We start from the raw sequence: 22,008 nt of genomic DNA, 5'->3' as shown, positions 1-22,008 counted from the left end.
TGGATCGCGAAAATCCACCCTGTCGCTTTGGGGTGGAACGGGCGCACGGGACAATCGGGATAAGGGGTTGCCCCGGTGACCGCCGTTCGGCTGAGGTGGGTGGACCGGGTGGGGTGCGGGCTGATCCGGATCATGAGCAGGACAAGAAGGGGGCAGTGAAGGATGGAGCACACGGAGGGCACGGAGGGCATGCAGGTCACGGAAGCCGCGGAGGGCGCGGAGGGCACAGAGATCATGAGCGCCACGGACATGAAGGTGCTGACCGTGAATGTCGGGAAGGCCGCGCCGTCCGAGCACACGGAGACCGAGGGCGGCACCGCCATCGACAAGCGGCCCGTGGACGGCCCGGTGGCGGTCACCGCGCCCGGCCCCCGGGGCATCGGCGGCAGTGGGCTGGCCGGTGACGCGGTGGTCGACCTGCGCCACCACGGCGGCGACGACCAGGCCGTGTACGCCTACGCCCGCGAGGACCTGGACGACTGGGAGCGGGCGCTCGGCCGGACACTGCCCAACGGATGCTTCGGCGAGAACCTCACCACCTCCGGCGTGGAGGTCACCCACGCCCGGATCGGCGAACGCTGGCGGATCGGCCCGCGGCTGCTGCTCGAAGTGAGCTGTCCGCGCGTCCCCTGCCGCACGTTCCAGGGGTGGCTCGGCGAGCGCGGCTGGGTCCGGCGGTTCACCCAGGCCGGGGTGCCCGGCGCGTACCTACGGGTGATCGAGCCGGGCGAGATCCGCGGCGGGGACACCGTGGAACGGATGTACCGCCCCGATCACGAGGTGACGGTCGGGCTGATGTTCCAGGCCCTGACGACCCACCGGGAGCTGCTGCCCCGGCTGCTGGAGGCGGGCGAGGCACTGTCCGCGAAGGGGCGGCAGTCAGCACTGAAGTACCTTGAGATGAACGGCAGTTGAGCGAAGGGTGAGTGCGACGGGCACGGCGGGCGCGCGGCGGAGCCCGGCGGGCATCCGCCCGGTTCCGGTCGGCGGCGCGCGTCCGGCGCCCGGGCGGATAGCGTGCCTGTGGGGCGCCGGATAGCGTGCCGGTATGACGACTGCATTGATCACGGGTGCGACGGCGGGCATCGGGGCGGCGTTCGCCCGGCGGCTGGCGGGCGACGGCCACAACGTGGTGCTGGTGGCACGCGACGAGAAGCGACTGCGCGAGCAGGCGACCGAACTGCACGACCGGCACGGCATCGAGGCCGAGGTACTGCGCGCCGATCTGTCGGCGGAGGACGGTATCGCGGCGGTCGAGGCACGGCTCTCGGACCCCAGGCATCCGGTCGACCTGCTGGTGAACAACGCCGGCTTCGGCAACAAGGGCGAATACCTCGAGGTCTCGATGGCCGATGAGCTGGCGATGCTCAAGGTGCACTGCGAGGCGGTGCTGCGGCTCACCACCGCCGCGGTGCGCGGGATGCGCGAGCGGCGGCGCGGCGCGGTGGTCAATGTGGCGTCGGTGGCGGCGTTCGTCCCGCGCGGCACCTATGGCGCGAGCAAGGCGTGGGTCGTGCAGTTCACCCAGGGCGCCGCACGCGACCTCGCGGGCAGCGGAGTGCGTCTGATGGCGCTGTGCCCCGGTTTCGTACGGACCGAGTTCCACCAGCGGGCCGGGATGGGCACGGACAACATCCCCGGCTGGATGTGGCTGGACGCGGACAAGCTGGTGGACGCGGCGATGAAGGACCTGGTGCGGGGGAAGTCGCTGTCCGTCCCCGACCCGCGCTACAAGGCCCTGATGGGCGCGGTGAAGCTGACGCCGCGGAGCGTCCTCGGCGGCCTTTCGTCACGGACCGGGCGGAAGTACGGTCCGCGGTAGTCCGCCCGTCCGCTGCGCTTGGCCGGCTTCCCACGTTTTTGGCTTTCCCGCCGTGGTGGTTGCTCGCCGTTCGGCCTGGCGGCCGGCCGTTCCGCTGCGCTTGGCTGCCTTCCCACGTTGTCGGCTTTCCCGCCGTTTCGCCTGGCGGCGGGCCGTTGCCGCTGCGCGGGGCTGTACGTCACGGGTCCGGCCCTCCGGACTGGCGTCCTGCGGTCCGGCCCCTCCCGTGGGTGGGGGGGAGGGGTGGGTGGGTGCTGGTGCCGTCGTATCGGTGCTGCGAGTCGGTGGGAAAGGCTGAGTGCGGGGAGCGTCTACGCAACGTGCAGGAGGACCCGTGACCCCACCGCCCTCACCCACCGAGCACAGCGGAGAACGCCCCCAGCTGCTCCTGGCGATGGCTCCCGCTACCGCCGAGCGTCTGTTCAGCGACCGTCACCGGGCCCGGCTCCGTTCCCTGACGCACACCGACCCGCGCCTCGTCGCCGACGAGTTGGCGGACCCGGCCCCCGCCGTCGCCGCCGCGCTGGCCCGGGCCGAGATTCTCCTCACCGGGTGGGGCGCGCCGCCTCTGACGAGCCGTGTGCTCGCCGCCGCGCCGCGGCTCCGTGCGGTCGTCCACGCCGCCGGCTCCGTCAAGCACCACCTCACCGACGCCTGCTGGGAGCGCGGGATCGCCGTCGCGTCGGCCGCCGACGCGAACGCGCTCCCGGTCGCCGAGTACACCCTGGCCGCGATCCTGCTGGCCAACAAGCGGGTCCTGCACGCCGCGCACCGCTACCGCGAGCTGCGCGGCCGGCCGCATGACTGGCACGCCGAGCTGGCGCGGGCCGGCAACTACCGCCGTACGGTCGGGGTCATCGGCGCCTCCCGTATCGGCCGCCGCGTGATCGCGCTCCTGCGCCCGTTCGACCTGCGTGTGCTGCTGTACGACCCGTACGTGGACCCCGCCGAGGCCGGCCGGCTGAGGGTGCGGCCGGTGGGCCTCGGTGAGCTGTGCGCGGGGAGCGACATCGTCACCGTGCACGCGCCGCAGCTGCCCGCCACCCGCCATCTGCTCGGGGCCCGCGAGCTGGCCCTGATGCCGGACGGTGCCACCCTGGTCAACACCGCCCGCGGCTCGCTCGTCGACGGGACGGCGCTGCTGGCGGAGCTGCGCACCGGCCGCCTCCACGCCGTCCTCGACGTCACCGAGCCCGAACTCCCGCCGCCCTGCTCGCTGTTGTACGACCTGCCGAACGTCCTGCTCACCCCGCATATCGCGGGGTCGATGGGCGGCGAGCTGCACCGGCTGGCCGATGCGGCGCTGGACGAGGTCGAGCGCTATGTGAGGGGAGTGCCGTTCGCAGGTTCCGTACGGGCGGCCGACCTCGGCCATTCGGCCTGACCCCGTCCGGCGGTCCGGCCGGAACGGGCGAGGCCCGGCCCCCTCGGAAAGGGGACCGGGCCGTCGTACGCGCGTATGCGGGCATACGCGGGCGGGAGGCGTCAGTGCGCGTGGCCGTGACCGTGGCCGGCCTCGGCGGCGGGCTCCTCTTCCTTCTTCTCGACGACCAGGGTCTCGGTCGTGAGCAGCAGGGAGGCGATCGACGCGGCGTTCTCCAGGGCGGAGCGGGTGACCTTGACCGGGTCGATGACGCCGGCCTTGACCAGGTCGCCGTACTCGCCGGTGGCGGCGTTGAAGCCCTGGCCCTTGTCCTGCTCGGCGACCTTGGCGGTGATCACGTAGCCCTCGAGGCCCGCGTTCTCGGCGATCCAGCGCAGCGGCTCGACGGCGGCGCGGCGGACCACGGCGACACCGGTGGCCTCGTCGCCGTCCTTGCCGAGGTTGCCGTCCAGCACCTTCACGGCGTGGACCAGCGCGGAGCCACCACCGGAGACGATGCCCTCCTCGACCGCGGCGCGGGTCGCGGAGATGGCATCCTCCAGGCGGTGCTTCTTCTCCTTGAGCTCGACCTCGGTGGCCGCACCCACGCGGATGACGCAGACGCCACCGGCGAGCTTGGCGAGGCGCTCCTGGAGCTTCTCGCGGTCCCAGTCGGAGTCGGTGGACTCGATCTCGGCCTTGATCTGGGCGACGCGGCCTTCGACGTCCCCGGCGTTGCCGCCGCCGTCGACGATGGTGGTGTCGTCCTTGGTGATGGTCACGCGGCGGGCGGTGCCCAGCACGTCCAGACCGGCCTGGTCGAGCTTGAGGCCGACCTCCTCGGCGATGACGGTGGCACCGGTGAGGGTGGCCATGTCGCCGAGCATCGCCTTGCGGCGGTCACCGAAGCCGGGGGCCTTCACGGCCACGGCGTTGAAGGTGCCACGGATCTTGTTGACGACCAGGGTCGACAGGGCCTCGCCCTCGACGTCCTCGGCGATGATCAGCAGCGGCTTGGAGCCACCGGCCTGGATGATCTTCTCCAGGAGCGGCAGCAGGTCCTGGATGGACGAGATCTTGCCCTGGTGGATCAGGATGTACGGGTCCTCGAGGACGGCCTCCATACGCTCCTGGTCGGTGACCATGTACGGCGAGAGGTAGCCCTTGTCGAAGGCCATGCCCTCGGTGAAGTCCAGCTCCAGACCGAAGGTGTTGGACTCCTCGACGGTGATGACGCCGTCCTTGCCGACCTTGTCCATGGCCTCGGCGATCAGCTCGCCGACCTGCTTGTCCTGCGCGGACAGGGCGGCCACGGCGGCGATGTCGGCCTTGTCGTCGATCGGGCGCGAGGTCGCGAGGAGCTCCTCGGACACGGCCGCGACGGCGGCGTCGATGCCCTTCTTCAGGGCGGCCGGGGAGGCACCCGCGGCGACGTTGCGCAGGCCCTCGCGGACCAGCGCCTGGGCCAGCACGGTGGCGGTGGTGGTGCCGTCACCCGCGATGTCGTTGGTCTTGGTCGCCACCTCCTTGACGAGCTGGGCGCCCAGGTTCTCGTACGGGTCCTCGACCTCGACCTCGCGGGCGATGGTGACACCGTCGTTGGTGATGGTCGGGGCGCCGAACTTCTTGTCGATGACGACGTTGCGGCCCTTGGGGCCGATCGTCACCTTGACCGTGTCGGCAAGCTTGTTGACGCCGCGCTCAAGGGCACGACGGGCGTCCTCGTCGAACTTCAGGATCTTCGCCATGGGTAGCTGTCCTCTCATTGCGATCCTCGGCACGCAGTGGGGACCGCGGTGTCAAACGGAACTGCGCCCCTGCCCCGGGCTGTTCAGACTCGGGAACCAGGGGCGCAGATCACGGCAAATCTGGGTGAAGGAACATCTCCGCATGCGCGGAGCGAACCCTTTTACTTCTCGATGATCGCGAGCACGTCGCGAGCCGAGAGAACGAGGTACTCGTCGCCGTTGTACTTCACCTCGGTGCCGCCGTACTTGCTGTAGAGCACGACGTCGCCGACCTTCACGTCGAGCGGAAGGCGCTCACCGTTCTCGAAACGGCCCGGACCGACGGCGAGGACGGCGCCCTCCTGGGGCTTCTCCTTCGCGGTGTCCGGGATGACCAGGCCCGAGGCCGTGGTCTGCTCGGCGTCGAGCGGCTGGACCACGATGCGGTCCTCGAGCGGCTTGATGGCAACCTTGGAGCTGGTGGTCGTCACGATCCGACCTCCCCCTTCGGAGATCTCACGGGGTTAACTGTCTGAGGTGGCGACCAGGTGGATCCGTCGTCGCGGGTGCCGGACCTGCCCGTCGCTGTGTTCTGGCACTCCCCCAGGGAGAGTGCCAGAGCCGAGACTATGACGCGGTTAGCACTCGGTCAAGCGGAGTGCCAGCGCGGCGAGGAGCGGTTCCGGTGGCGGCGGTTGACCTGCCGATTTGCGCGGGTGCGGGTTCCCGCGATCCGCGCGGGCACGGGTTCATGCCAAATCGGACACATCTTCGCGTTTCCTGGCAACCACGCCCCCCACTGCCCTCGTCTACCTCCCCGACTACCGGGCCGATGAACCGGGTCCGGGGCATGTCATATGGCGTGGGAACCAGTCCGGACCGGCCCGTGCATTGACCATCGATGCGGAGGTAACGCGTGCGTGGACTGACCGGCGCTCCCCGGGCGAACGAGCAACCGGAGAGCGATGCCGAGCGCACCATGACGTTCGCCGCACTCGCCGCGGCCCCGAACCGCCGCAGAACCGAGGCCTGGCTCCTCGCATTCGTCGTCCTGATCGCCGTCTTCGGCTACGCCTGGACCGGGCTGGCGATGACCGGCCGGCTGCCCGGCGGCCTGACCGGCTTCTCGGTCAGCATGTTCTTCCTCGCCCTGGTGCCGCATCTGGTGCTGCGCCGCTTCGCACCGCGCGCCGATCCCCTGATCCTGCCGCTGGCGACCCTGCTGACCGGGATCGGCCTCGTCCTGCTGCACCGCCTGGACATCACCTACGCGCAGACGCCCAGACTGAAGATCGCGGAGGCGGCCAGCGGCCAGCTGGTGTGGTCGGTGATCGGGGTGGCGGTCTGCGTCGTCGCCCTGCTGGTGCTGCGCGATCACCGCATCCTGCAGCGGTACATCTACGTGATGATGGCGGTCGCGCTGGTGCTGCTGATGGCGCCGGCCTTCTTCGGTGCGGACACCTTCGGCGCCAAGCGCTGGATCCTCCTCGGCCCGCTGTCCCTGCAGCCCGGCGAATTCGTCAAGATCGCGATCACGGTGTTCTTCGCAGGCTACCTCACCGTCAACCGCGATGCGCTGGCGCTGGCCGGGCGCCGGTTCATGGGCATGCAGCTGCCCCCGGGCCGGCAACTGGCGCCGATCTTCACGATCTGGGTGATCAGCCTGCTGGTGCTGGTCTTCGAACGCGACCTGGGCACCTCGCTGATCTTCTTCGGCGTCTTCGTGATCATGCTCTACATGGCCACCGGCCGCACCAGCTGGGTCGTCTGCGGCCTGCTGATGGCCACGGTCGGCGCGGCCGTCGTCGGCACCCTGGAACCGCATGTCCACGGCCGGGTCACCGCCTGGCTCGACCCCATGCGGGCCTTCACCAAGGAGGGCCGGGCGGAGCTCATGTCCGACCAGCTCGGCCAGGCCCTGTTCAGCTTCGGCAGCGGCGGCATCAGCGGCAGTGGCCTGGGCCAGGGCCACCCCGAGCTGGTCGGCTTCGCCGGCAACAGCGACTTCATCCTCACCACGGTCGGCGAGGAGCTCGGCCTGGCCGGCGTGATGGTCGTGCTGGTGCTCTACGTCCTGCTCGCCCAGCGCGGCCTGCGGGCGGGGCTGATAGCCCGCGACCCGTTCAGCAAGCTCCTCGCGGTCGGCCTCGCCGGCGCACTGCTCCTCCAGGTCTTCGTCGTCGCCGGCGGCGTCACCGGCCTCATCCCCCTCACCGGCAAGGCCCTCCCGTTCCTGGCCAAGGGCGGATCGTCGCTGGTGGCGAACTGGGTGATGGTGGCGCTTTTGCTGCGCATCAGCGACCACGCGCAGCGCCGGCGTGAGCCGGTGCGCTCCCGCTAGGGGCCTTCCCACGTTGTCGGCTTTCCCGCCGTACCTCCGTTTCGCCGTTACGCCTGCGGCGGGCGTGGGTTTGTCGGGCGCGGGTCCGCTCCTCCGGACTTCGTCCTGCGGAGCGGCCCCTCCCGGGAGTGGGAGAAAAACGGTGAGTGGGGGTGTGCGTGAGTGGTCCACTGCCAGCAGACGATCGGCTACGTACACCCCCACCGGTCTTCTTCCACCCACCCACGGGAGGGGGCGCACCGCAGGACGCCAGTCCGGAGGGGCGCACCCGTGACGTAAAGCCCCGCGCAGCGGCAACGGCCCGCCGCCAGGCGCAACGGCGAAACGGAGGTACGGCGCCGCAGCCGACAACGTGGGAAGGCAGCCAAGCGCAGCGGAACGGCGGGAAGCGACAATGGCCGCGTGAACGTCGAGGAATTTGTCGAGTTGCTCGCCCCGGAGGGGCAATCGCTGCTGGAGGAGCTGCGGGGCTACGACCCCGCGGAAGAGCTGGCGGCAGCCACCCGGCTGCGGCGTACGCACGCCGCGCCCCTGGTGTCCGCGGCGCTCGGCCAGGCGCGGCTCCGGCAGCGCGCCGCGGCGAAGTTCGGGGCCGATGCCGGGCGGATGTACTTCACGCCCCATGGCGTGGAGCAGTCGACCCGTACGACGGTGGCGCGCCACCGCGCCGAGTGTTTCGCCGGGCTCGGGGTGCGCCGCCTCGCCGACCTGTGCTGCGGTATCGGCGGTGACGCGATCGCGCTCGCGCGGGCCGGGATCGACGTACTGGCCGTCGACCGCGACCCGCTGACCTGCGCGGTCGTACGGGCGAACGCCGATGCCCTGGGGCTGGCGGACCGTATCGAGGTGCGCTGCGCGGACGTGGCCGAGGTCGATGTCTCGTCGTATGACGCGGTGTTCGTCGACCCGGCGCGGCGCGGCGGCCGGGGCCGGATCTTCGATCCGGAGGCGTACTCGCCGCCCCTGTCCTGGGCCATCGGGACGGCTCGGACGGCCCGGTGCGCCGCGCTGAAGGTCGCGCCCGGCATTCCGCACGAGGCGATCCCGGACGACGCCGAAGCGGAGTGGATCTCGGACGGCGGGGACGTGAAGGAGGCCGTGCTGTGGTTCGGCGCCGAGCAGCCGGGGTTCCGGGCGACGCTGCTGCCCGGGAACGCCTCACTGTGGACCGCGCGGGACGCCATGCTGCCCGACCCCGAGCCGGGTCCGGTGGGCCGCTATCTGTACGAGCCGGACGGTGCGGTCATCCGGGCGCACCTGGTCGCGGAGGTCGCGGTGGAGGTCGGCGGCCGGCTGATCGATCCGACCATCGCCTACGTCACGTCGGACGAACTGGTCCCGACGTCCTACGCGACCGCGTACGAGATCACCGATGTGCTGCCGTTCCACGTCAAGCGGCTCAGGGCGCTGCTGCGCGAGCGCGGGATCGGCACCGCGGTGATCAAGAAGCGTGGCTCGGCGGTCGAGCCGGAGGAGCTGCGCAGGAAGCTGAAGCTGGCGGGCGGCGGCGACACCGTGACGATCTTCCTCACCCGGGTGGCGGGAGCACCGTCGATGCTGCTCGGACACCCGGCGAAGGCGTAAACGAGAAGGCGTAACCGAGAAGGCATCACCGAGAAGGCCTGAGCGCCGGGGAGGCGGCGGCAGCCGGTCGTGCTGCCTCCCCGGCGCTCAGGCGCGCGCTCAGGAGCAGAGGTCAGGAGTAGAGGTTCTGCTTGCTCAGCTCGTGGACGTGATCATGGGAGTGGCCGTGTCCGTGGCCATGGCTGTGCCCGTGGTCGTGGGCGTCCTCGGTGGCCGTGCCCGGTACGTGGGGTTCGGTGACGGGAAGCGAGGAGTCCGCCGAGAGGTCCCAGTCGGAGGACGCGCGGTTGCGGGCCACCATCTCCGCGCCGAGGGCCGCGACCATCGCGCCGTTGTCGGTGCACAGCTTGGGGCGGGGCACGCGCAGGGTGATGCCGGCGTCCTCGCAGCGGCGTTCGGCCATGGCGCGCAGGCGGGAGTTGGCCGCGACCCCACCGCCGATCATCAGGTGCTCGACGCCGTTGTCCCTGCAGGCCCGTACGGCCTTACGGGTCAGGACGTCGACGACGGCCTCCTGGAAGGAGGCCGAGACGTCCGCCACCGGAACGTCCTCGCCGGCCGCGCGCCTGGTCTCGATCCAGCGGGCCACGGCGGTCTTGAGGCCGGAGAAGGAGAAGTCGTACGCGGCGTCGCGCGGGCCGGTCAGACCGCGCGGGAAGTGGATCGCGTCCGGGTCGCCCTCGCGGGCGTAGCGGTCGATGACCGGTCCGCCCGGGAAGCCGAGGTTCAGCACCCGTGCGACCTTGTCGAACGCCTCGCCGGCCGCGTCGTCGATGGTCGAGCCGAGGGGGCGTACGTCGGAGGTGATGTCCTCCGACAGCAGCAGCGAGGAGTGGCCGCCGGAGACCAGCAGGGCCATCGTCGGCTCGGGCAGCGCGCCGTGCTCCAGCTGGTCGACGCAGATGTGCGAGGCGAGGTGGTTGACGCCGTAGAGCGGCTTGCCGAGGGCGTAGGCGTACGCCTTGGCGGCCGAGACGCCGACCAGCAGGGCGCCGGCCAGCCCCGGCCCGGCGGTGACCGCGATGCCGTCCAGATCGGAGGCGGCGACCCCGGCCTCCTTCAGCGCGCGCTGGATGGTGGGAACCATCGCCTCCAGGTGGGCTCTGGAGGCCACCTCCGGGACCACTCCGCCGAAGCGCGCATGCTCGTCGACGCTGGAGGCGACCGCGTCGGCGAGGAGGGTGTGTCCGCGGACGATGCCGACGCCGGTCTCGTCGCAGGAGGTCTCGATGCCGAGGACGAGCGGTCCGCCGCGTGAGTCAGCCATGATTCTCAAGTTCCTTGTACGGAGGGTGCTTCGGAGGAGGACTGGGTGGTGCGCCGCATGACGAGGGCGTCGATGTTGCCGGGCTGGTAGTAGCCGCGGCGGAAGCCGATCGGCTCGAAGCCGAAGCGCTCGTAGAGGCGCTGGGCGCGCTGATTGTCGACCCGGACCTCCAGCAGCACCTCGTGGCACTCGAAGTCCGTTGCCGCACCCAGGAGTTCGGTCAGCAGCCGGGCACCGAGGCCGGTGCCCCACTGGTCGCGGGCGGCGGCGATGGTCTGGACGTCGCCGGTGCCGTCGATGGCGGCCAGCCCGGCGTAACCGACCAGGCGGCCCGACAGTTCGGCGACGACATAGCGGCGAGTGGCCTGCGCGGCACGGGCCTGGGCCAGCTCGGACCAGAACATGCCGGGCGACCAGGCGTCCTCGGGGAAGAGCTCGCGCTCAAGCTCCAGCACCGGCGCTATGTCCCACCAGCGCATCTCGCGCAGCGTCGCGGCCGGCCCGGTCACTTGGGGGTGACCACCTTGTAGTTGGCGGGCACCTGGGCGTCCGGGCGGCGCAGGTACAGCGGCTGCGGCGGCAGCAGCTCCTCGCCGGCCGCCAGCTTGAGGGCGGCCAGCTCGGCGAGTGCGGCGCCGGACTGGTGCTCGGGCGCCGTGCGCCGTACGCCGGTGAAGACGGTGTCGTAGAGCAGCGCGCCGGCACCCACGGCCGGGACGCCGTCCATCTGGTCGGCGATGTCGGCGGGGCGGTCGACGGCCGGCTCGGTCAGCCGCGTACGGGCATCCCCGTAGCGGGCCCAGTAGACCTCTTTGCGGCGGGCGTCGGTGGCCACGACGAAGGGCTCGGTCAGCCCGGAGGCGTAGGCGAGGCCGTCCAGCGAGCACAGGCCGTGGACGGGCACGCCCAGGGCCGCGCCGAACGTGGTGGCGGTGACCAGACCGACCCGCAGACCGGTGTACGGCCCGGGGCCCACGCCGACCACGATGTCGCTGACCTCGTCGAGCTTCCGTCCGGCCTCGGCCAGCACCCGGTCGACGGCGGGCAGCAGCAGTTCGCCATGCCGGCGGGCGTCCACCTGGCAGGACTCGGCGAGCGCGCGCGTCCCGTCATGGAGCGCGACGGTGACGGCGGGGGTGGCGGTGTCAAGAGCAAGCAGCAGCACGTATCAAGCCTACGGCGCGGCCGGTGGTGCCCTGCCCCCTGCTACCGTCGCCCCGTAGCAGGGGAATATAAGGACGGTAGGAACAAGGGAGAGGTGGCACAGCGGTGCCCGCTAAGAGCAGCACGATCGTCACCGCGCTGACCGTGGCCGCCGTGATCGCGGTCGGTGTGCTGGGCTACCAGGCCTCGGCGTCCGCCCCCGATCCCCTCACGCCGGTCCGCAGCGACGGCCGGCCCACCGCGCCCAAGGAACCGCAGGACGGGCGCGGCAAGAAGGCCGAGCCGCCCGCCCCGGCCGTCCCCGCCGCCTCCGGCACGGGAAAGCGGGTCGTCTACGCACTCGGCGACAAGCGGGTGTGGCTCGTCGGCGAGAAGGGCGAGGCGCTGCGGACGTTCACGGTCGCGCCGAGCGCGGTGAGCCCGAAGCCGGGGCCGTACAAGGTCACCTCGCGGTCGGTGAGCATCACCGGCTCGGACGGGGTCCCGATCGAGCATGTGGTGCGGTTCACCACTGTCGACGGGGTGACGGTCGGCTTCAGCGCGGCGGTCGACGGCTCCCGGCCGGGTACGGGCGCGGCGAAGAAGACCGGCGGCGTCCGTGAGTCGCGGGACGACGGCAAGGCCATGTGGGACTTCGCGCTGCAGGGCACCAAGGTCGTCGTAGTCGCCTGAGCGGACGGTGCGGGCGGTGCGGACGGTCTTTGGCCCGTTCGGACTATGCGGCGTGGCGCCCGTGGGCGGTCGCGGATGTTGACGCGGACGTGGACGTGGCCGTAGGCGCGGACGTGGGCGCGGACGTTGACGTGGGAGTGTCCTCGTCCTCCGTGGCCGACTCCACCCCGTTCGGCCCGTTCGGCCCGTTCGACCCGTCCGGCCCGTCCGCGGAATCCGCGCGGGCCCTCTCCGTGCGGGATTCCTCGGCGGCGCCGGGAGGTGTGGAGACGGCGCTGGCCGCGGCGCAGGCCGCGAGCAGCTCGTTCATCGTGGGCGTCGTGGGCGTCTCACGCGCGTCGCGCGGGTGGTGCTGGTGGGCCGGCATGGACGCCTCCTGGGGCTCCTGGGGCAGGCAGACGACAGAAGCCAGGCCGCTACTTAGGCTGACCTAACTGGGTCTCTCCCCATGTCACCATGCCCGGCACCAGCTGCGCAACATCTTACCGACGGCTTGTCGGAAACTATCGCAGGAGAGGGCCGTCGGCCGCAGAAGCGGGCCGCGGCAGCTACGCGAACAGCAGGCCGTCCAGCTCCGTGCCCGACCAGCGGGGGCCGACACCGGTGACCGTCACCTCGCGGACGTCGTCCACGTCGTCCTCCGGGTGCGGCGCGGCGGCGCCCATGGCGCGGCCGATCACGACGTGCAGCCGGTCCTCGGACAGCTCCTCGACCTTGCCCTCGCCCCACTCCACGACCACCACCGACTCCGGCAGCGAGACGTCGAGGTCCAGGTCCTCCATCTCGTCCAGCCCGCCGCCGAGGCGGTAGGCGTCGACGTGCACCAGGGCGGGGCCGCCGGTCAGCGAGGGGTGCACCCGGGCGATGACGAAGGTCGGGGAGGTCACGTCGCCGCGTACGCCCAGGGCCTCGCCCAGGCCGCGGGTCAGCGTGGTCTTGCCCGCACCCAGCTCGCCGGTGAGCAGCACCAGGTCGCCGGGGCGCAGGAGCGGGGCCAGTCTGCGGCCCAACTCCCGCATCTGATCGGGGGACTTGACGGTGACGTGGGCGATGGCGTCAGTGGTGCTCATGCCGCAAATGGTACGGCCCGGACGGCGCACTCCCTACGGTCCGGGCCGCGCCTCAGGCCCGTGCGTGCCACATCTCAGCCCCCTCCGGGCCGCGCCTCAGGCCCGTGCGTGCCACACCTCGGCCCCCTCCGGCCGCGCCTCAGGCCCGTGCGTGCCGTGAACTGCGCGCCGTGGCCGTCGCCCGTTCCACCAGGGACACCAGCTGCTCGTTCACCAGCTCGGGCCGCTCCAGCATCACCAGATGCCCGGCACCGGGGACGCACATCAGATCCGCGTCCGGCAGCACCTCGGCGATGGTCCGGCTGTGGTCCGCCGGGGTGATCAGATCGTTCTCCCCGGCGAGCACCAGCGCGGGCACCGCGTCGTACGCCACCAGCGCCTCGGTCTTGTCATGCACCGCGAACGCCGGGAAGAACTCGGCGACCACATCGATCGGGGTCGCCTCGATCAGCCGCTCGCCGAACCGCGCGATGCCCGGGTCCACCTGCTCCGGCGTCCCGAAGGAGTACCGCTTGATCAGCCCCGCGAACAGATCGGCGGTGGCCCGCCGGCCCCGCTCGACGATCTCGCTCTGCCAGCCCAGCGCCTTGAGCACGCCCGGCGCGAGCCAGTGGAAGGCCTTGACGCCCATCGACGGCAGGCCGTAGCTGACCTCGCTGAGCCGGCCGGCGGAGGTGCCGATCAGCGCCACCCCGATCACCCGCTCCGCGACGTACTCGGGGAACTGGTCGGCCAGCGCCATCACCGTCATCCCGCCCATGGAGTGCCCGACCAGCACGATCGGCCCCTCGGGCACCGCGGCGTCCAGTACCGCCTTCAGGTCGCGGCCCAGCAGGTCGATGGTGACCTCTTCCGTGCCGTCGAGCTGGCTCCGCCCGCGCGCCGAGCGGCCGTGGCTGCGCTGGTCCCAGTGGACGGTGCGCACGGTGTCGCGCAGCGCGGCGCGCTGGAAGTGCCAGGAGTCCTGGCTGAGGCAGTAACCATGGCTGAAGACCACCGTCGGGACCGCCGAGCGCCGGCCCAGCGCGGCCGTCAGGCGCTTGCGCAAGCCACTCTGGGCCTCCTGAGCGGCCCGGGCCGGCTTACCGCGGGCGGGCTGCTTGGCGGACCGTTCGCGCTGGGCGTCCCGGCCGTCCCGGCCGCCCCTGCCCTCCCGGCCGCTCTTGCCGTGTTTGGCCGAATGGCCGGCGTTCCCCGGGTCCCCCGGCTCGTCGACCTCGTAGTACAGCTCGGTGCCGTCCTCGGCGACCGCCGCGCCCGGTGTGCCGCGCAGCGTGCCGTACGGACCGGAGGCGTCCAGCGCGAGCCGGGCCCGGCGGCGCATGCCCCGGCCGACGGTCATCCGCTCTATCGCCACTCCGGCCGCGGCGCCCGCCGCGACCACGCCGATCGCGGCACCTGCGAGGCCGGCGTGCCGGCCGGCCTTCGTCCAGTTGGTGGCGGCCTCGGTCGCCGCCTCGACCGCCTTCGCGGCGGCCTCCGTGCTGTCCGTCATGTGGTACCCCCCGTGAGCGTGGTGTTCCCTTCGGCTTCTTGCTGTGCTCCGTTCCGTATGGCTCTGTTCCGTATGGCCGTGTCCATGGCGCTGTTCATGTCGCCGTCCATGTCGCCGTCCATGTCGCTGTCCACATAGACGCGCGGCACCCGGCTTCCGATCCGGGTGACGATTTCATAGCCGATGGTTCCGGCCGCGCGGCCCCAGTCCTCGGCGGTCGGCTCGCCGCGGTCCCCGGGCCCGAAGAGGACGGCCGGGTCGCCGGCCTCGGCGGGCTCGCCTCCCAGGTCGACCACGAACTGGTCCATCGCGATCCGCCCGGCGACCGTCCGCCACTTGCCGGCGACCAGTACGGGCCCGGTGCCGGAGGCGTGCCGCGGGATGCCGTCGCCGTAGCCGAGCGGGACCAGCGCGAGGGTGGTCGCGCCGGGCGTGCTGTAGCGGTGCCCGTACGACACGCCGTGGCCGCCCGGGACCCGCTTGACCGAGGCGAGCGAGGCCTCCAGCGTCATCGCGGGCCGCAGCCCGAAGTCCTCGGACGTGCCGATCTCGGGGCTGGGCGAGATGCCGTAGACGCCGATACCGGCACGTACCAGGTCGAAGTGCGCCTCGGGAAGGGTGAGCGTCGCCGGGGTGTTGGCGAGATGCCGCACCTCGGGGCGCAGCCCGGCCGCCTCGGCGGTGCCGAGCGCCTCGCGGAAGGCGGCGAGCTGGGCGGCGATCGAGGGGTGGCCGGGCTCGTCGGCACAGGCGAAGTGCGACCAGACGCCGGTGACGGTCAGCGCGCCCTCGGCCTCGGCGGCGCGGGCGGCCCGGGTCAGCTCGGCCCAGTCGGCGGGCTGGCAGCCGTTGCGACCCAGACCGGTGTCGATCTTGAGCTGGACGCGTGCCGTACGGCCGCAGGCGCGGGCCGCCGCGGTCACCTCGCGCAGCGCCCACAGCCCGCTCACCGCGACGTCGATGTCCAGCTCGATGGCCTTGCGCCAGGGCCCGCCCGGCGTCCACAGCCAGCACATCAGCCGCCCGGTGTCGCCGGCCGCGCGCAGCGCGAAGGCCTCCTCGGGCAGCGCGGTGCCCAGCCAGGCCGCGCCGGCCGCACGGGCGGCGCGCGCGCAGGGCACCGCGCCGTGTCCGTAGCCGTCGGACTTGACCACGGCCATCAGCTCTGCCCCGGGGGCGCGTTCCCGCAGTGCGCGGACATTCGACCGCACGGCGGCGAGGTCGATGGCGGCACGGGCGCGCTTCGCTGTCTCGTTCATCCCCCTCAGTGTCGCAGGCGATGTGCCCGGGCCCGGGGGGACGGGCGGGGAAAGTGCGCTCACCTGTCGGTTCACCTGCCCGTTCGACCGCCCATCCACCCGCCCGTTCGGCCGCGCGTCTGCCTGTCCGTCCGCCCACGCGTCTGCCCGCATGTCTGCCCGCGCGCCCGTCCGCCGGTTCACCCGCCGGTTCACTCGCCGGCTCACCCATGGGTTCACCCGCTGGGCTTCCGCCCCCAGACGTGGACCATGTCGCCCTTTTTCAGTACGTTCCACAACGCCCGCGCGTCCGACCGGAAGAGGTTGACGCAGCCGTGCGAGCCCTCCCCCTCATAGATGTCGTCCGAGACACCGTGCAGCGCCTCCCCGCCGTCGAAGAACTGCGCGAACGGCATCGACGAGTGGTACAGGCTGGAGACATGGCGCTTGCTGCGGTGATAGATCCGAAATGTCCCCGTGCGAGTGGCCATACTCGGCACACCGCTACGGATCGGCACCGGAGCGAAGACCACCCGCCCCTTCTGCTGCACCCACAACAGCTGCCGGCCCAGATCGACGCAGGCCGTCCGCTCGGGGCGGTCGGGGCAGCGTCCGGCCCGGTTGGGGTCCCGCCGGGCCCCCATCAGCCGCACCACGGCGCCGGTGACCGGCCCCGCGTAACCGGACGCCGGGGAGATCCGGTGCGCCTTCTGGAACCGCCGGATCGCTCGGCAGTCGTCCGTGCTCTGCTCCCCGTCCGCCGGCCGCCGCAGATAGCGCTCGGCCTGCTGCTGGAAGGGCCCGGCGACGCGGGTGCAGCCCGACTCGTCGACGCCGTCCGCGCGCGGTACGTCCTCGAAGTGCAGCTGCTGCCGTCCCCGGGTCGGCCCGGGCATCCGGTCCTCGGCCGTGACGGCCTCGGACGGCCCGGCGAACGGGAGCAGCGAGGCGCTGACCAGCAGCGCCACAAAGGTCCGTTTCATACCCTCACGATGCCGCCATCGGGCCGCCGTTCGGCTCGCACCGGGGCCAGGTTCGCCCTCGTGGTCACGGCCATTCCCCCGCGGGGCGTAACCGTGACGTCCCCCTACCAGCCGTCAGCCCGTTCACCGCTGCCGGTCCGCCACCACCGCCGGTCCGCCACATCGGCCAACGGCGGACACCCCTCAGCCCGTTGCGCCTCCCGCCATATCCATCAGCCCGTTGCCGCTTCCGTTGCCCCTTCTGTCACACCCACCGCATCCATCACATCCATCCAGGCAACGTCCAGATGGTCCGCGATCTCCGAGGCGACAACCGGCACCCCAACCGGCAGCCCGGCGGCCCGCCGCCCGGCGAGACCGTGCAGATAGGCGCCCACCGAACCGGCATCGCGCGCGCCGAGCCCCGCGGCGAGCAGCGAACCGGTCAGCCCCGACAGCACGTCCCCGCTCCCCGCCGTCGCCAGCCAGCTGGTGCCCGTGGGATTCACCCGCACCGGCCCGTGCTCCCCGGCGACCAGCGTGGTCGAGCCCTTGAGCAGCACCGTGGCGCCATAGCGCGCCGCCAGCTTCCGTACGGACGTCAGCCGCGCCGCCTCGACCTCGTCCCGCCCGCACCCGAGCAGCGCCGCCGCCTCCCCGGCGTGCGGGGTCAGCAGGGTCTCGGCGGTCCGCGCCCGGACCCGCTCCGGCGTCAGGAAGCGCAGCCCGTCCGCGTCCACCAGCACCGGTACCTCCGACGCGAGCACGTCCCCCAGCGCATCCGACTCGTCGCCGAGGCCCGGCCCGACCACCCACGCCTGCACCCGGCCCGCCCGGTGCGGCGGCCCGGCGTGCACCAGCGTCTCCGGGAACCGCGCCAGCACCGCGTCCGCGGCCGGCCCGACGTACCGCACGGCCCCCGCACCACCGCGCAGGGCACCGGCCACCGCCAGCACCGCCGCCCCCGGATAGCGCGCCGACCCGGCGACGACCCCGACCACACCCCGGCGGTACTTGTCGCTCTCCGCGGACGGCCGCGGCAGCAGCTCCGCCACCTCGGCGTGCTGCAGCGCCTCCGCCTCGGCCGCCCCGTCCGGCAGCGTGAGCCCGATGTCCACCAGCCGCAGCGCCCCGGCCCGCTCCCGCGCCGGATCGATCAACAGCCCCGGCTTGTACGCGCCGAACGTCACCGTCGCATCGGCCCATACGGCGTCCCCGGCCACCTCACCGCTGTCCGCGTCCACCCCGCTGGGCAGATCGACCGCCACCACCAGCGCCGACTCCCGTGCCGCCCGGGCCAGTCGCGCGGCCTCCGGGCGCAGCCCGCCGCGCCCGCCGATCCCGACGATCCCGTCCACGACCAGATCGGCCCAGGCGACGTCCCGCGTCGGATCGTCCGACACCCGCCCGCCGGCCCTGCGCAGCGCGGCCAGCCCGCCCTCGTGCGCCCGCTCTGGCGAGAGCAGTACGGCCACCACCCCGGCCCCGCGCCGCGCGAGCCGGGCCCCGGCGTAGAGCGCGTCCCCACCGTTGTCGCCGCTGCCCACCAGCAGCACCACCCGGCTGCCGGACACCCGCCCCAGCAACTGCCCGCAGGCGACGGCCAGTCCGGCCGCCGCCCGCTGCATCAGGGCTCCTTCGGGCAGCCGGGCCATGAGCTCCCGCTCGGCGGCCCGCACGGTCTGAACGCTGTAGGCAGTCCTCATACGGACCAGTGTCACCCCTCGGCGATCACCACAGCGGAAGCGACCCCGGCGTCATGGCTCAGCGACACATGCCACGACCGCACCCCCAGCGTCGCCGCGCACGCCTCGACCGTGCCCCGCACCCGCAGCCGCGGCCGTCCGCTGTCCTCGACATAGACCTCGGCGTCCGTCCAGTGCAGCCCGCCCGGTGCGCCCAGGGCCTTGGCCACCGCCTCCTTGGCCGCGAACCGCGCGGCCAGCGAGGCGATACCGCGCCGTTCCCCGCTCGGCAGCATCAGCTCCGAGGGGATGAACAGCCGGTGCGCCAGCTCCGGCGTACGGTCCAGCGCCGCGCCGAACCGGTCGATCTCCGCGACATCGATCCCGACCCCGATGATCACGCGCTCACTCCCCCGTCACCGCACTCGGCGAGATTCCGCATCACCCTCACTCCACCGTCACCGACTTGGCGAGATTCCGCGGCTGATCCACCTCGTTGCCGCGCGCGGTGGCCAGCTCACAGGCGAACACCTGCAACGGAACGGTGGACACCAGCGGCTGGAGCAGTACCGGCGTCCGCGGAATCCGTACGAGGTGATCGGCGTACGGCACCACCGCCTCGTCCCCTTCCTCCGCGATCACGATCGTCCGCGCCCCACGCGCCCGGATCTCCTGGATATTCGACACGATCTTGTCGTGCAGCACCGACCGCCCGCGCGGCGACGGCACCACGACAACCACCGGCAGATCCTCCTCGATCAGCGCGATCGGACCGTGCTTCAACTCACCCGCCGCAAATCCCTCCGCGTGCATGTACGCGAGCTCTTTCAGCTTCAGCGCGCCCTCCAGCGCCACCGGATAGCCCACATGCCGCCCGAGGAAAAGGACCGTGTTCTTGTCGGCCAGCCCACGGGCCAACTCCCGTACCGGCTCCATCGTGCCGAGCACCTGCTCGACCTGAGTCCCGATCGCGGCCAGCTCCCGCACCACGTCCCGGACCTCGTCCCCCCATTTCGTCCCCCGCACCTGCGCGAGGTAGAGCGCCACCAGATAGCAGGCGACCAGCTGCGTCAGAAAAGCCTTCGTCGACGCCACCGCGACCTCGGGTCCGGCGTGCGTGTACAGCACCGCATCCGATTCCCGGGGAATCGTCGACCCGTTCGTATTGCAGATCGCGAGCACCTTCGCGCCCTGCTCGCGCGCGTGCCGCAGCGCCATCAGGGTGTCCATGGTCTCGCCGGACTGGCTGATGGCGATCACCAGCGTCCGCCGGTCCAGAATCGGATCCCGGTAACGGAATTCGCTCGCCAGCTCCGTCTCGCACGGAATCCGTGTCCAGTGCTCGATCGCGTACTTGGCGATCATCCCGGCGTGATACGCCGTCCCGCAGGCCACGATGACGACCTTGTCGACCTCGCGCAGGACCTCCGGCGCGATCCGCACCTCGTCCAGGGACAGCTCCCCCGACGCGTCGATCCGCCCGAGCAGCGTGTCGGCGACCGCCTTCGGCTGCTCCGCGATCTCCTTCAGCATGAAGTAGTCGTAACCGCCCTTCTCGGCGGCCGACGCGTCCCAGTCGACGTGGTACTCCCGCACATCCGCCGGCGCCCCGTCGAAGTCGGTGACGGTCACTCCGTCCCGGCGCAGCTCCACCACCTGGTCCTGCCCCAGCTCAACGGCCTCCCGCGTATACGCGATAAAGGCCGCCACATCCGAAGCGAGAAACGCCTCACCGTCCCCCACCCCGACCACCAGCGGCGAATTCCGGCGCGCCCCGACCACCACATCCGGCTCATCCGCGTGCACCGCCACCAGCGTGAACGCGCCCTCCAGCTGCCGGCACACCTGCCGCATCGCCTCGGCCAGCTCCCCGCACGACGAGTACGCCTCGGCCAGCAGATGCGCCACGACCTCGGTGTCCGTCTCCGACGCCAGCCGATGTCCCCGCTCGGTGAGCTCGGCCCGCAGCCCGGCGAAATTCTCGATGATCCCGTTGTGTACGACGGAAACCCGCCCGGCGTTGTCCAGATGCGGATGCGCGTTCTCGTCCGTGGGCCCGCCGTGGGTGGCCCACCGGGTGTGCCCGATACCGGTCGCCCCCGTCGGCAGCGGACGGTCCGCCAGCTCCTTCTCCAGGTTGGCCAGCTTCCCCGCCTTCTTCGCGGCCGCCAGCCCTCCGTCGGCGAGCACGGCGACACCCGCCGAGTCATACCCCCGGTACTCCAGCCGCTTCAACCCGGCCAGCACCACCTCAAGGGCGCTCTGCCCGCCCACGTATCCCACGATTCCGCACATACAAACCCCTTCGGGACCGCTTGACCTGCATCTCCGGGCCCCGCCGATACCCCGTGGCACCCGCTGGGGAGTCTGTGGGGAGTTTCAGGCCGCCCCGCCGACCCACGCATCGAGCGCTGTGAGGCCCCTGTGCCCGAGTCCGTCATCACATGCAGGTACGTCCGCCAGGTACGTCCGCAACGTGAAGGCCGGATCATCGTGCCCCGCCATCGTGCCACGAGCAGCAACGACTCCCCCGGCTTCGAGCCAGGTCGAGGCGCAGGTGTGGCGCAGGACGTGTGTCCCGTACTTCCCGCCGGCCCGATGGCGGGCCCGCGATCGGCGGGCCCTTTCATGCGGGTATCACCGCGGTCAGCAACGGCCGCCCGTCATGACCACCGCTGTGGAGGAGTCGCCGAAATCCGTGTCGTTGAACCAGGCGATCTCGAGTGAGGGAGTGCAGGAGTTCATCGACGCCGTGAAGATGACGGCGTCACCAGTGGTCAGTTCCTCGCCGATATCGACCGATCCACTGCCACTGAGGGCACAACCCATGTGAGTGGAATCATTCACCGTGCAGGTGCCCACCTGATCACCTGTGCTGGACCGGACCAAGGTGAGGGACGATCCCACGCTGTTGAGGATCTCTGCGTCGTTGAGGGCTGAAACCCTCAGGTGGTCGTGGCTGCTGTAGTCGCAAGGCCCCGTCTCCGGCCACAGCCGACCGCAACTGGCCCACGGATGCAGTTCGACCTTGGTACCCGGGGCCACAAGGCTGCTCGGGCCGGCCTGCCAGCCACTGGCTGCGAACGCCGTTCCTTGCGAGAACATCAGCACCGCTGCACCCACAGCGGCGATGACGCCGAACCTACGCCCTCTCCCTCTTCGACCTCTCGTGAGTCTCACGGCCACCCCTCTCTCTGAACAACTCCCTTGTTTCCGGGAGCAATACCAGAACAGCACGACACATCAACCCCGAACAGGGCATGTGCCCACACCCATCCCAACGGGGCATATGACGCGCATACGTGCGCACGGCAGGTCACGACACGTCGAGAGCCGACCGCGCCCAGCGATCTCGCCCATAGCATCAACACATGCAGGAGAGCAGTGAGAGCAATGACTCCACACAACAGGACCGCGAGTCCCGGTGGTTCGTACCGGCGACGCTCCTGGCCATAGCGTTCGTGGTGCTGATCTGGTACACGGTGTGGAAGCTGGACTGGTGGCCCCCCGGCCTCGGCTTGATAGCAGGGAAGGCAGCCGTCTTCGCCGCGACCGGGATCGTCGGCCTCGTGGTCTGGCTCGTCAAACGCCGGTGATCCGCGCGGGGCCGGGGGCGGA

Annotated in this window: 21 protein-coding genes; 8 read left to right on the top strand and 13 right to left on the bottom strand. The window is 71.7% G+C overall.

What is annotated here, in order from left to right; genetic code table 11:
• The first annotated feature begins 249 nt into the window (after window positions 1-249).
• The 3 genes from ACFY12_RS16305 (at window position 250) to ACFY12_RS16295 (ending at window position 3,206) form a co-directional block, all read left to right on the top strand.
• A complete protein-coding gene (locus ACFY12_RS16305) occupies window positions 250-915 on the top strand; it encodes an MOSC domain-containing protein (RefSeq protein WP_390716806.1) in 666 nt (221 codons plus the stop codon).
• A gap of 133 nt (window positions 916-1,048) precedes the next feature.
• The gene (locus ACFY12_RS16300) at window positions 1,049-1,822 is read left to right on the top strand and encodes an SDR family NAD(P)-dependent oxidoreductase (protein ID WP_390716427.1); all 774 of its coding nucleotides are present in this window, start codon (window positions 1,049-1,051) and stop codon (window positions 1,820-1,822) included.
• 394 nt (window positions 1,823-2,216) lie between these two features.
• Window positions 2,217-3,206 (top strand): hydroxyacid dehydrogenase, encoded by a 990-nt coding sequence (locus ACFY12_RS16295; RefSeq protein ID WP_390716805.1) that lies wholly within the window; start codon window positions 2,217-2,219, stop codon window positions 3,204-3,206.
• A 101-nt stretch (window positions 3,207-3,307) separates the two neighbouring features.
• On the opposite strand, the gene groL is transcribed toward ACFY12_RS16295, so the two are convergent.
• Both groL and groES read right to left on the bottom strand, forming a co-directional pair.
• A complete protein-coding gene (groL, locus tag ACFY12_RS16290; protein WP_390716426.1) occupies window positions 3,308-4,933 on the bottom strand; it encodes a chaperonin GroEL in 1,626 nt (541 codons plus the stop codon).
• Window positions 4,934-5,094: 161 nt separating this feature from the next.
• Window positions 5,095-5,403, bottom strand: a complete 309-nt coding sequence (gene groES, locus ACFY12_RS16285) for a co-chaperone GroES (RefSeq protein ID WP_066995800.1) — start codon at window positions 5,401-5,403, stop codon at window positions 5,095-5,097.
• 488 nt (window positions 5,404-5,891) lie between these two features.
• On the opposite strand from groES, the gene ACFY12_RS16280 reads away from it, so the two are divergent.
• Both ACFY12_RS16280 and ACFY12_RS16275 read left to right on the top strand, forming a co-directional pair.
• Complete coding sequence (locus ACFY12_RS16280) at window positions 5,892-7,253, top strand: FtsW/RodA/SpoVE family cell cycle protein (protein ID WP_390716804.1); 1,362 nt, start codon at window positions 5,892-5,894, stop codon at window positions 7,251-7,253.
• Window positions 7,254-7,655: 402 nt separating this feature from the next.
• Window positions 7,656-8,837, top strand: coding sequence for a methyltransferase domain-containing protein (locus ACFY12_RS16275; RefSeq protein WP_390716425.1), 1,182 nt, complete (start codon window positions 7,656-7,658; stop codon window positions 8,835-8,837).
• 112 nt (window positions 8,838-8,949) lie between these two features.
• Here the strand turns inward: ACFY12_RS16275 and tsaD are convergent, their stop codons facing one another.
• Genes tsaD through tsaB form a run of 3 tightly spaced genes read right to left on the bottom strand, consistent with a single transcriptional unit; the run spans window position 8,950 to window position 11,269 of the window.
• Window positions 8,950-10,104, bottom strand: coding sequence for a tRNA (adenosine(37)-N6)-threonylcarbamoyltransferase complex transferase subunit TsaD (gene tsaD, locus ACFY12_RS16270; protein WP_390716424.1), 1,155 nt, complete (start codon window positions 10,102-10,104; stop codon window positions 8,950-8,952).
• Between the two features lie 5 nt (window positions 10,105-10,109).
• Window positions 10,110-10,613 (bottom strand): ribosomal protein S18-alanine N-acetyltransferase, encoded by a 504-nt coding sequence (rimI, locus tag ACFY12_RS16265; protein ID WP_390716423.1) that lies wholly within the window; start codon window positions 10,611-10,613, stop codon window positions 10,110-10,112.
• Window positions 10,610-11,269 carry a tRNA (adenosine(37)-N6)-threonylcarbamoyltransferase complex dimerization subunit type 1 TsaB gene (tsaB, locus tag ACFY12_RS16260; protein WP_390716422.1) on the bottom strand — a complete coding sequence of 220 codons (660 nt, stop codon included), beginning with the start codon at window positions 11,267-11,269 and terminating at the stop codon, window positions 10,610-10,612. Before tsaB ends, rimI begins: the two co-directional genes overlap by 4 nt.
• Before the next feature lie 104 nt (window positions 11,270-11,373).
• Here tsaB and ACFY12_RS16255 point away from each other — a divergent pair, with 104 nt between their 5' ends.
• Window positions 11,374-11,940, top strand: a complete 567-nt coding sequence (locus ACFY12_RS16255) for a hypothetical protein (protein WP_390716421.1) — start codon at window positions 11,374-11,376, stop codon at window positions 11,938-11,940.
• A gap of 152 nt (window positions 11,941-12,092) precedes the next feature.
• Complete coding sequence (locus ACFY12_RS16250) at window positions 12,093-12,374, top strand: hypothetical protein (RefSeq protein WP_390716420.1); 282 nt, start codon at window positions 12,093-12,095, stop codon at window positions 12,372-12,374.
• Between the two features lie 114 nt (window positions 12,375-12,488).
• On the opposite strand, the gene tsaE is transcribed toward ACFY12_RS16250, so the two are convergent.
• The 8 genes from tsaE to ACFY12_RS16210 all read right to left on the bottom strand — a co-directional run bounded on the left by tsaE (window position 12,489) and on the right by ACFY12_RS16210 (window position 21,513).
• Entirely contained in the window at window positions 12,489-13,010 is a 522-nt protein-coding gene (gene tsaE, locus ACFY12_RS16245) for a tRNA (adenosine(37)-N6)-threonylcarbamoyltransferase complex ATPase subunit type 1 TsaE (protein WP_390716419.1), read from the bottom strand.
• 139 nt (window positions 13,011-13,149) lie between these two features.
• The gene (locus ACFY12_RS16240) at window positions 13,150-14,505 is read right to left on the bottom strand and encodes an alpha/beta fold hydrolase (RefSeq protein WP_390716418.1); all 1,356 of its coding nucleotides are present in this window, start codon (window positions 14,503-14,505) and stop codon (window positions 13,150-13,152) included.
• Complete coding sequence (alr, locus tag ACFY12_RS16235) at window positions 14,502-15,764, bottom strand: alanine racemase (RefSeq protein ID WP_390716417.1); 1,263 nt, start codon at window positions 15,762-15,764, stop codon at window positions 14,502-14,504. Before alr ends, ACFY12_RS16240 begins: the two co-directional genes overlap by 4 nt.
• A gap of 215 nt (window positions 15,765-15,979) precedes the next feature.
• Complete coding sequence (locus ACFY12_RS16230) at window positions 15,980-16,726, bottom strand: L,D-transpeptidase family protein (protein ID WP_390716416.1); 747 nt, start codon at window positions 16,724-16,726, stop codon at window positions 15,980-15,982.
• 212 nt (window positions 16,727-16,938) lie between these two features.
• Window positions 16,939-18,411 (bottom strand): NAD(P)H-hydrate dehydratase, encoded by a 1,473-nt coding sequence (locus tag ACFY12_RS16225; RefSeq protein ID WP_390716415.1) that lies wholly within the window; start codon window positions 18,409-18,411, stop codon window positions 16,939-16,941.
• Between the two features lie 11 nt (window positions 18,412-18,422).
• Window positions 18,423-18,791 carry a holo-ACP synthase gene (locus ACFY12_RS16220; protein WP_390716414.1) on the bottom strand — a complete coding sequence of 123 codons (369 nt, stop codon included), beginning with the start codon at window positions 18,789-18,791 and terminating at the stop codon, window positions 18,423-18,425.
• Window positions 18,792-18,837: 46 nt separating this feature from the next.
• Window positions 18,838-20,685, bottom strand: a complete 1,848-nt coding sequence (gene glmS, locus ACFY12_RS16215; RefSeq protein WP_390716413.1) for a glutamine--fructose-6-phosphate transaminase (isomerizing) — start codon at window positions 20,683-20,685, stop codon at window positions 18,838-18,840.
• Window positions 20,686-21,036: 351 nt separating this feature from the next.
• Window positions 21,037-21,513: a hypothetical protein gene (locus ACFY12_RS16210; protein WP_390716412.1), complete on the bottom strand. Its 477-nt coding sequence runs from the start codon at window positions 21,511-21,513 to the stop codon at window positions 21,037-21,039.
• Window positions 21,514-21,761: 248 nt separating this feature from the next.
• Here ACFY12_RS16210 and ACFY12_RS16205 point away from each other — a divergent pair, with 248 nt between their 5' ends.
• Complete coding sequence (locus ACFY12_RS16205) at window positions 21,762-21,986, top strand: hypothetical protein (RefSeq protein WP_390716411.1); 225 nt, start codon at window positions 21,762-21,764, stop codon at window positions 21,984-21,986.
• The last annotated feature ends 22 nt before the right edge of the window (window positions 21,987-22,008 follow it).

It is taken from the genome of Streptomyces sp. NPDC001339, assembly GCF_042895955.1.
Lineage (GTDB): Bacteria > Actinomycetota > Actinomycetes > Streptomycetales > Streptomycetaceae > Streptomyces.
Note: the sequence above shows the minus strand (reverse complement) of the source record. Positions and strands in the feature narration are given on the sequence as shown.

What these genes read in the sequence shown, in the direction of transcription:
- ACFY12_RS16305 (WP_390716806.1), top strand. Translation starts at nt 250, where the DNA reads ATGAAGGTGCTGACCGTGAATGTCGGGAAGGCCGCGCCGTCCGAGCAC.
- ACFY12_RS16300 (WP_390716427.1), top strand. Translation starts at nt 1,049, where the DNA reads ATGACGACTGCATTGATCACGGGTGCGACGGCGGGCATCGGGGCGGCG.
- ACFY12_RS16295 (WP_390716805.1), top strand. Translation starts at nt 2,217, where the DNA reads ATGGCTCCCGCTACCGCCGAGCGTCTGTTCAGCGACCGTCACCGGGCC.
- groL (WP_390716426.1), bottom strand. Translation starts at nt 4,933, where the DNA reads ATGGCGAAGATCCTGAAGTTCGACGAGGACGCCCGTCGTGCCCTTGAG.
- ACFY12_RS16280 (WP_390716804.1), top strand. Translation starts at nt 5,892, where the DNA reads ATGACGTTCGCCGCACTCGCCGCGGCCCCGAACCGCCGCAGAACCGAG.
- tsaD (WP_390716424.1), bottom strand. Translation starts at nt 10,104, where the DNA reads ATGGCTGACTCACGCGGCGGACCGCTCGTCCTCGGCATCGAGACCTCC.
- tsaE (WP_390716419.1), bottom strand. Translation starts at nt 13,010, where the DNA reads ATGAGCACCACTGACGCCATCGCCCACGTCACCGTCAAGTCCCCCGAT.
- ACFY12_RS16240 (WP_390716418.1), bottom strand. Translation starts at nt 14,505, where the DNA reads ATGACGGACAGCACGGAGGCCGCCGCGAAGGCGGTCGAGGCGGCGACC.
- alr (WP_390716417.1), bottom strand. Translation starts at nt 15,764, where the DNA reads ATGAACGAGACAGCGAAGCGCGCCCGTGCCGCCATCGACCTCGCCGCC.
- ACFY12_RS16230 (WP_390716416.1), bottom strand. Translation starts at nt 16,726, where the DNA reads ATGAAACGGACCTTTGTGGCGCTGCTGGTCAGCGCCTCGCTGCTCCCG.
- ACFY12_RS16225 (WP_390716415.1), bottom strand. Translation starts at nt 18,411, where the DNA reads ATGAGGACTGCCTACAGCGTTCAGACCGTGCGGGCCGCCGAGCGGGAG.
- glmS (WP_390716413.1), bottom strand. Translation starts at nt 20,685, where the DNA reads ATGTGCGGAATCGTGGGATACGTGGGCGGGCAGAGCGCCCTTGAGGTG.
- ACFY12_RS16205 (WP_390716411.1), top strand. Translation starts at nt 21,762, where the DNA reads ATGCAGGAGAGCAGTGAGAGCAATGACTCCACACAACAGGACCGCGAG.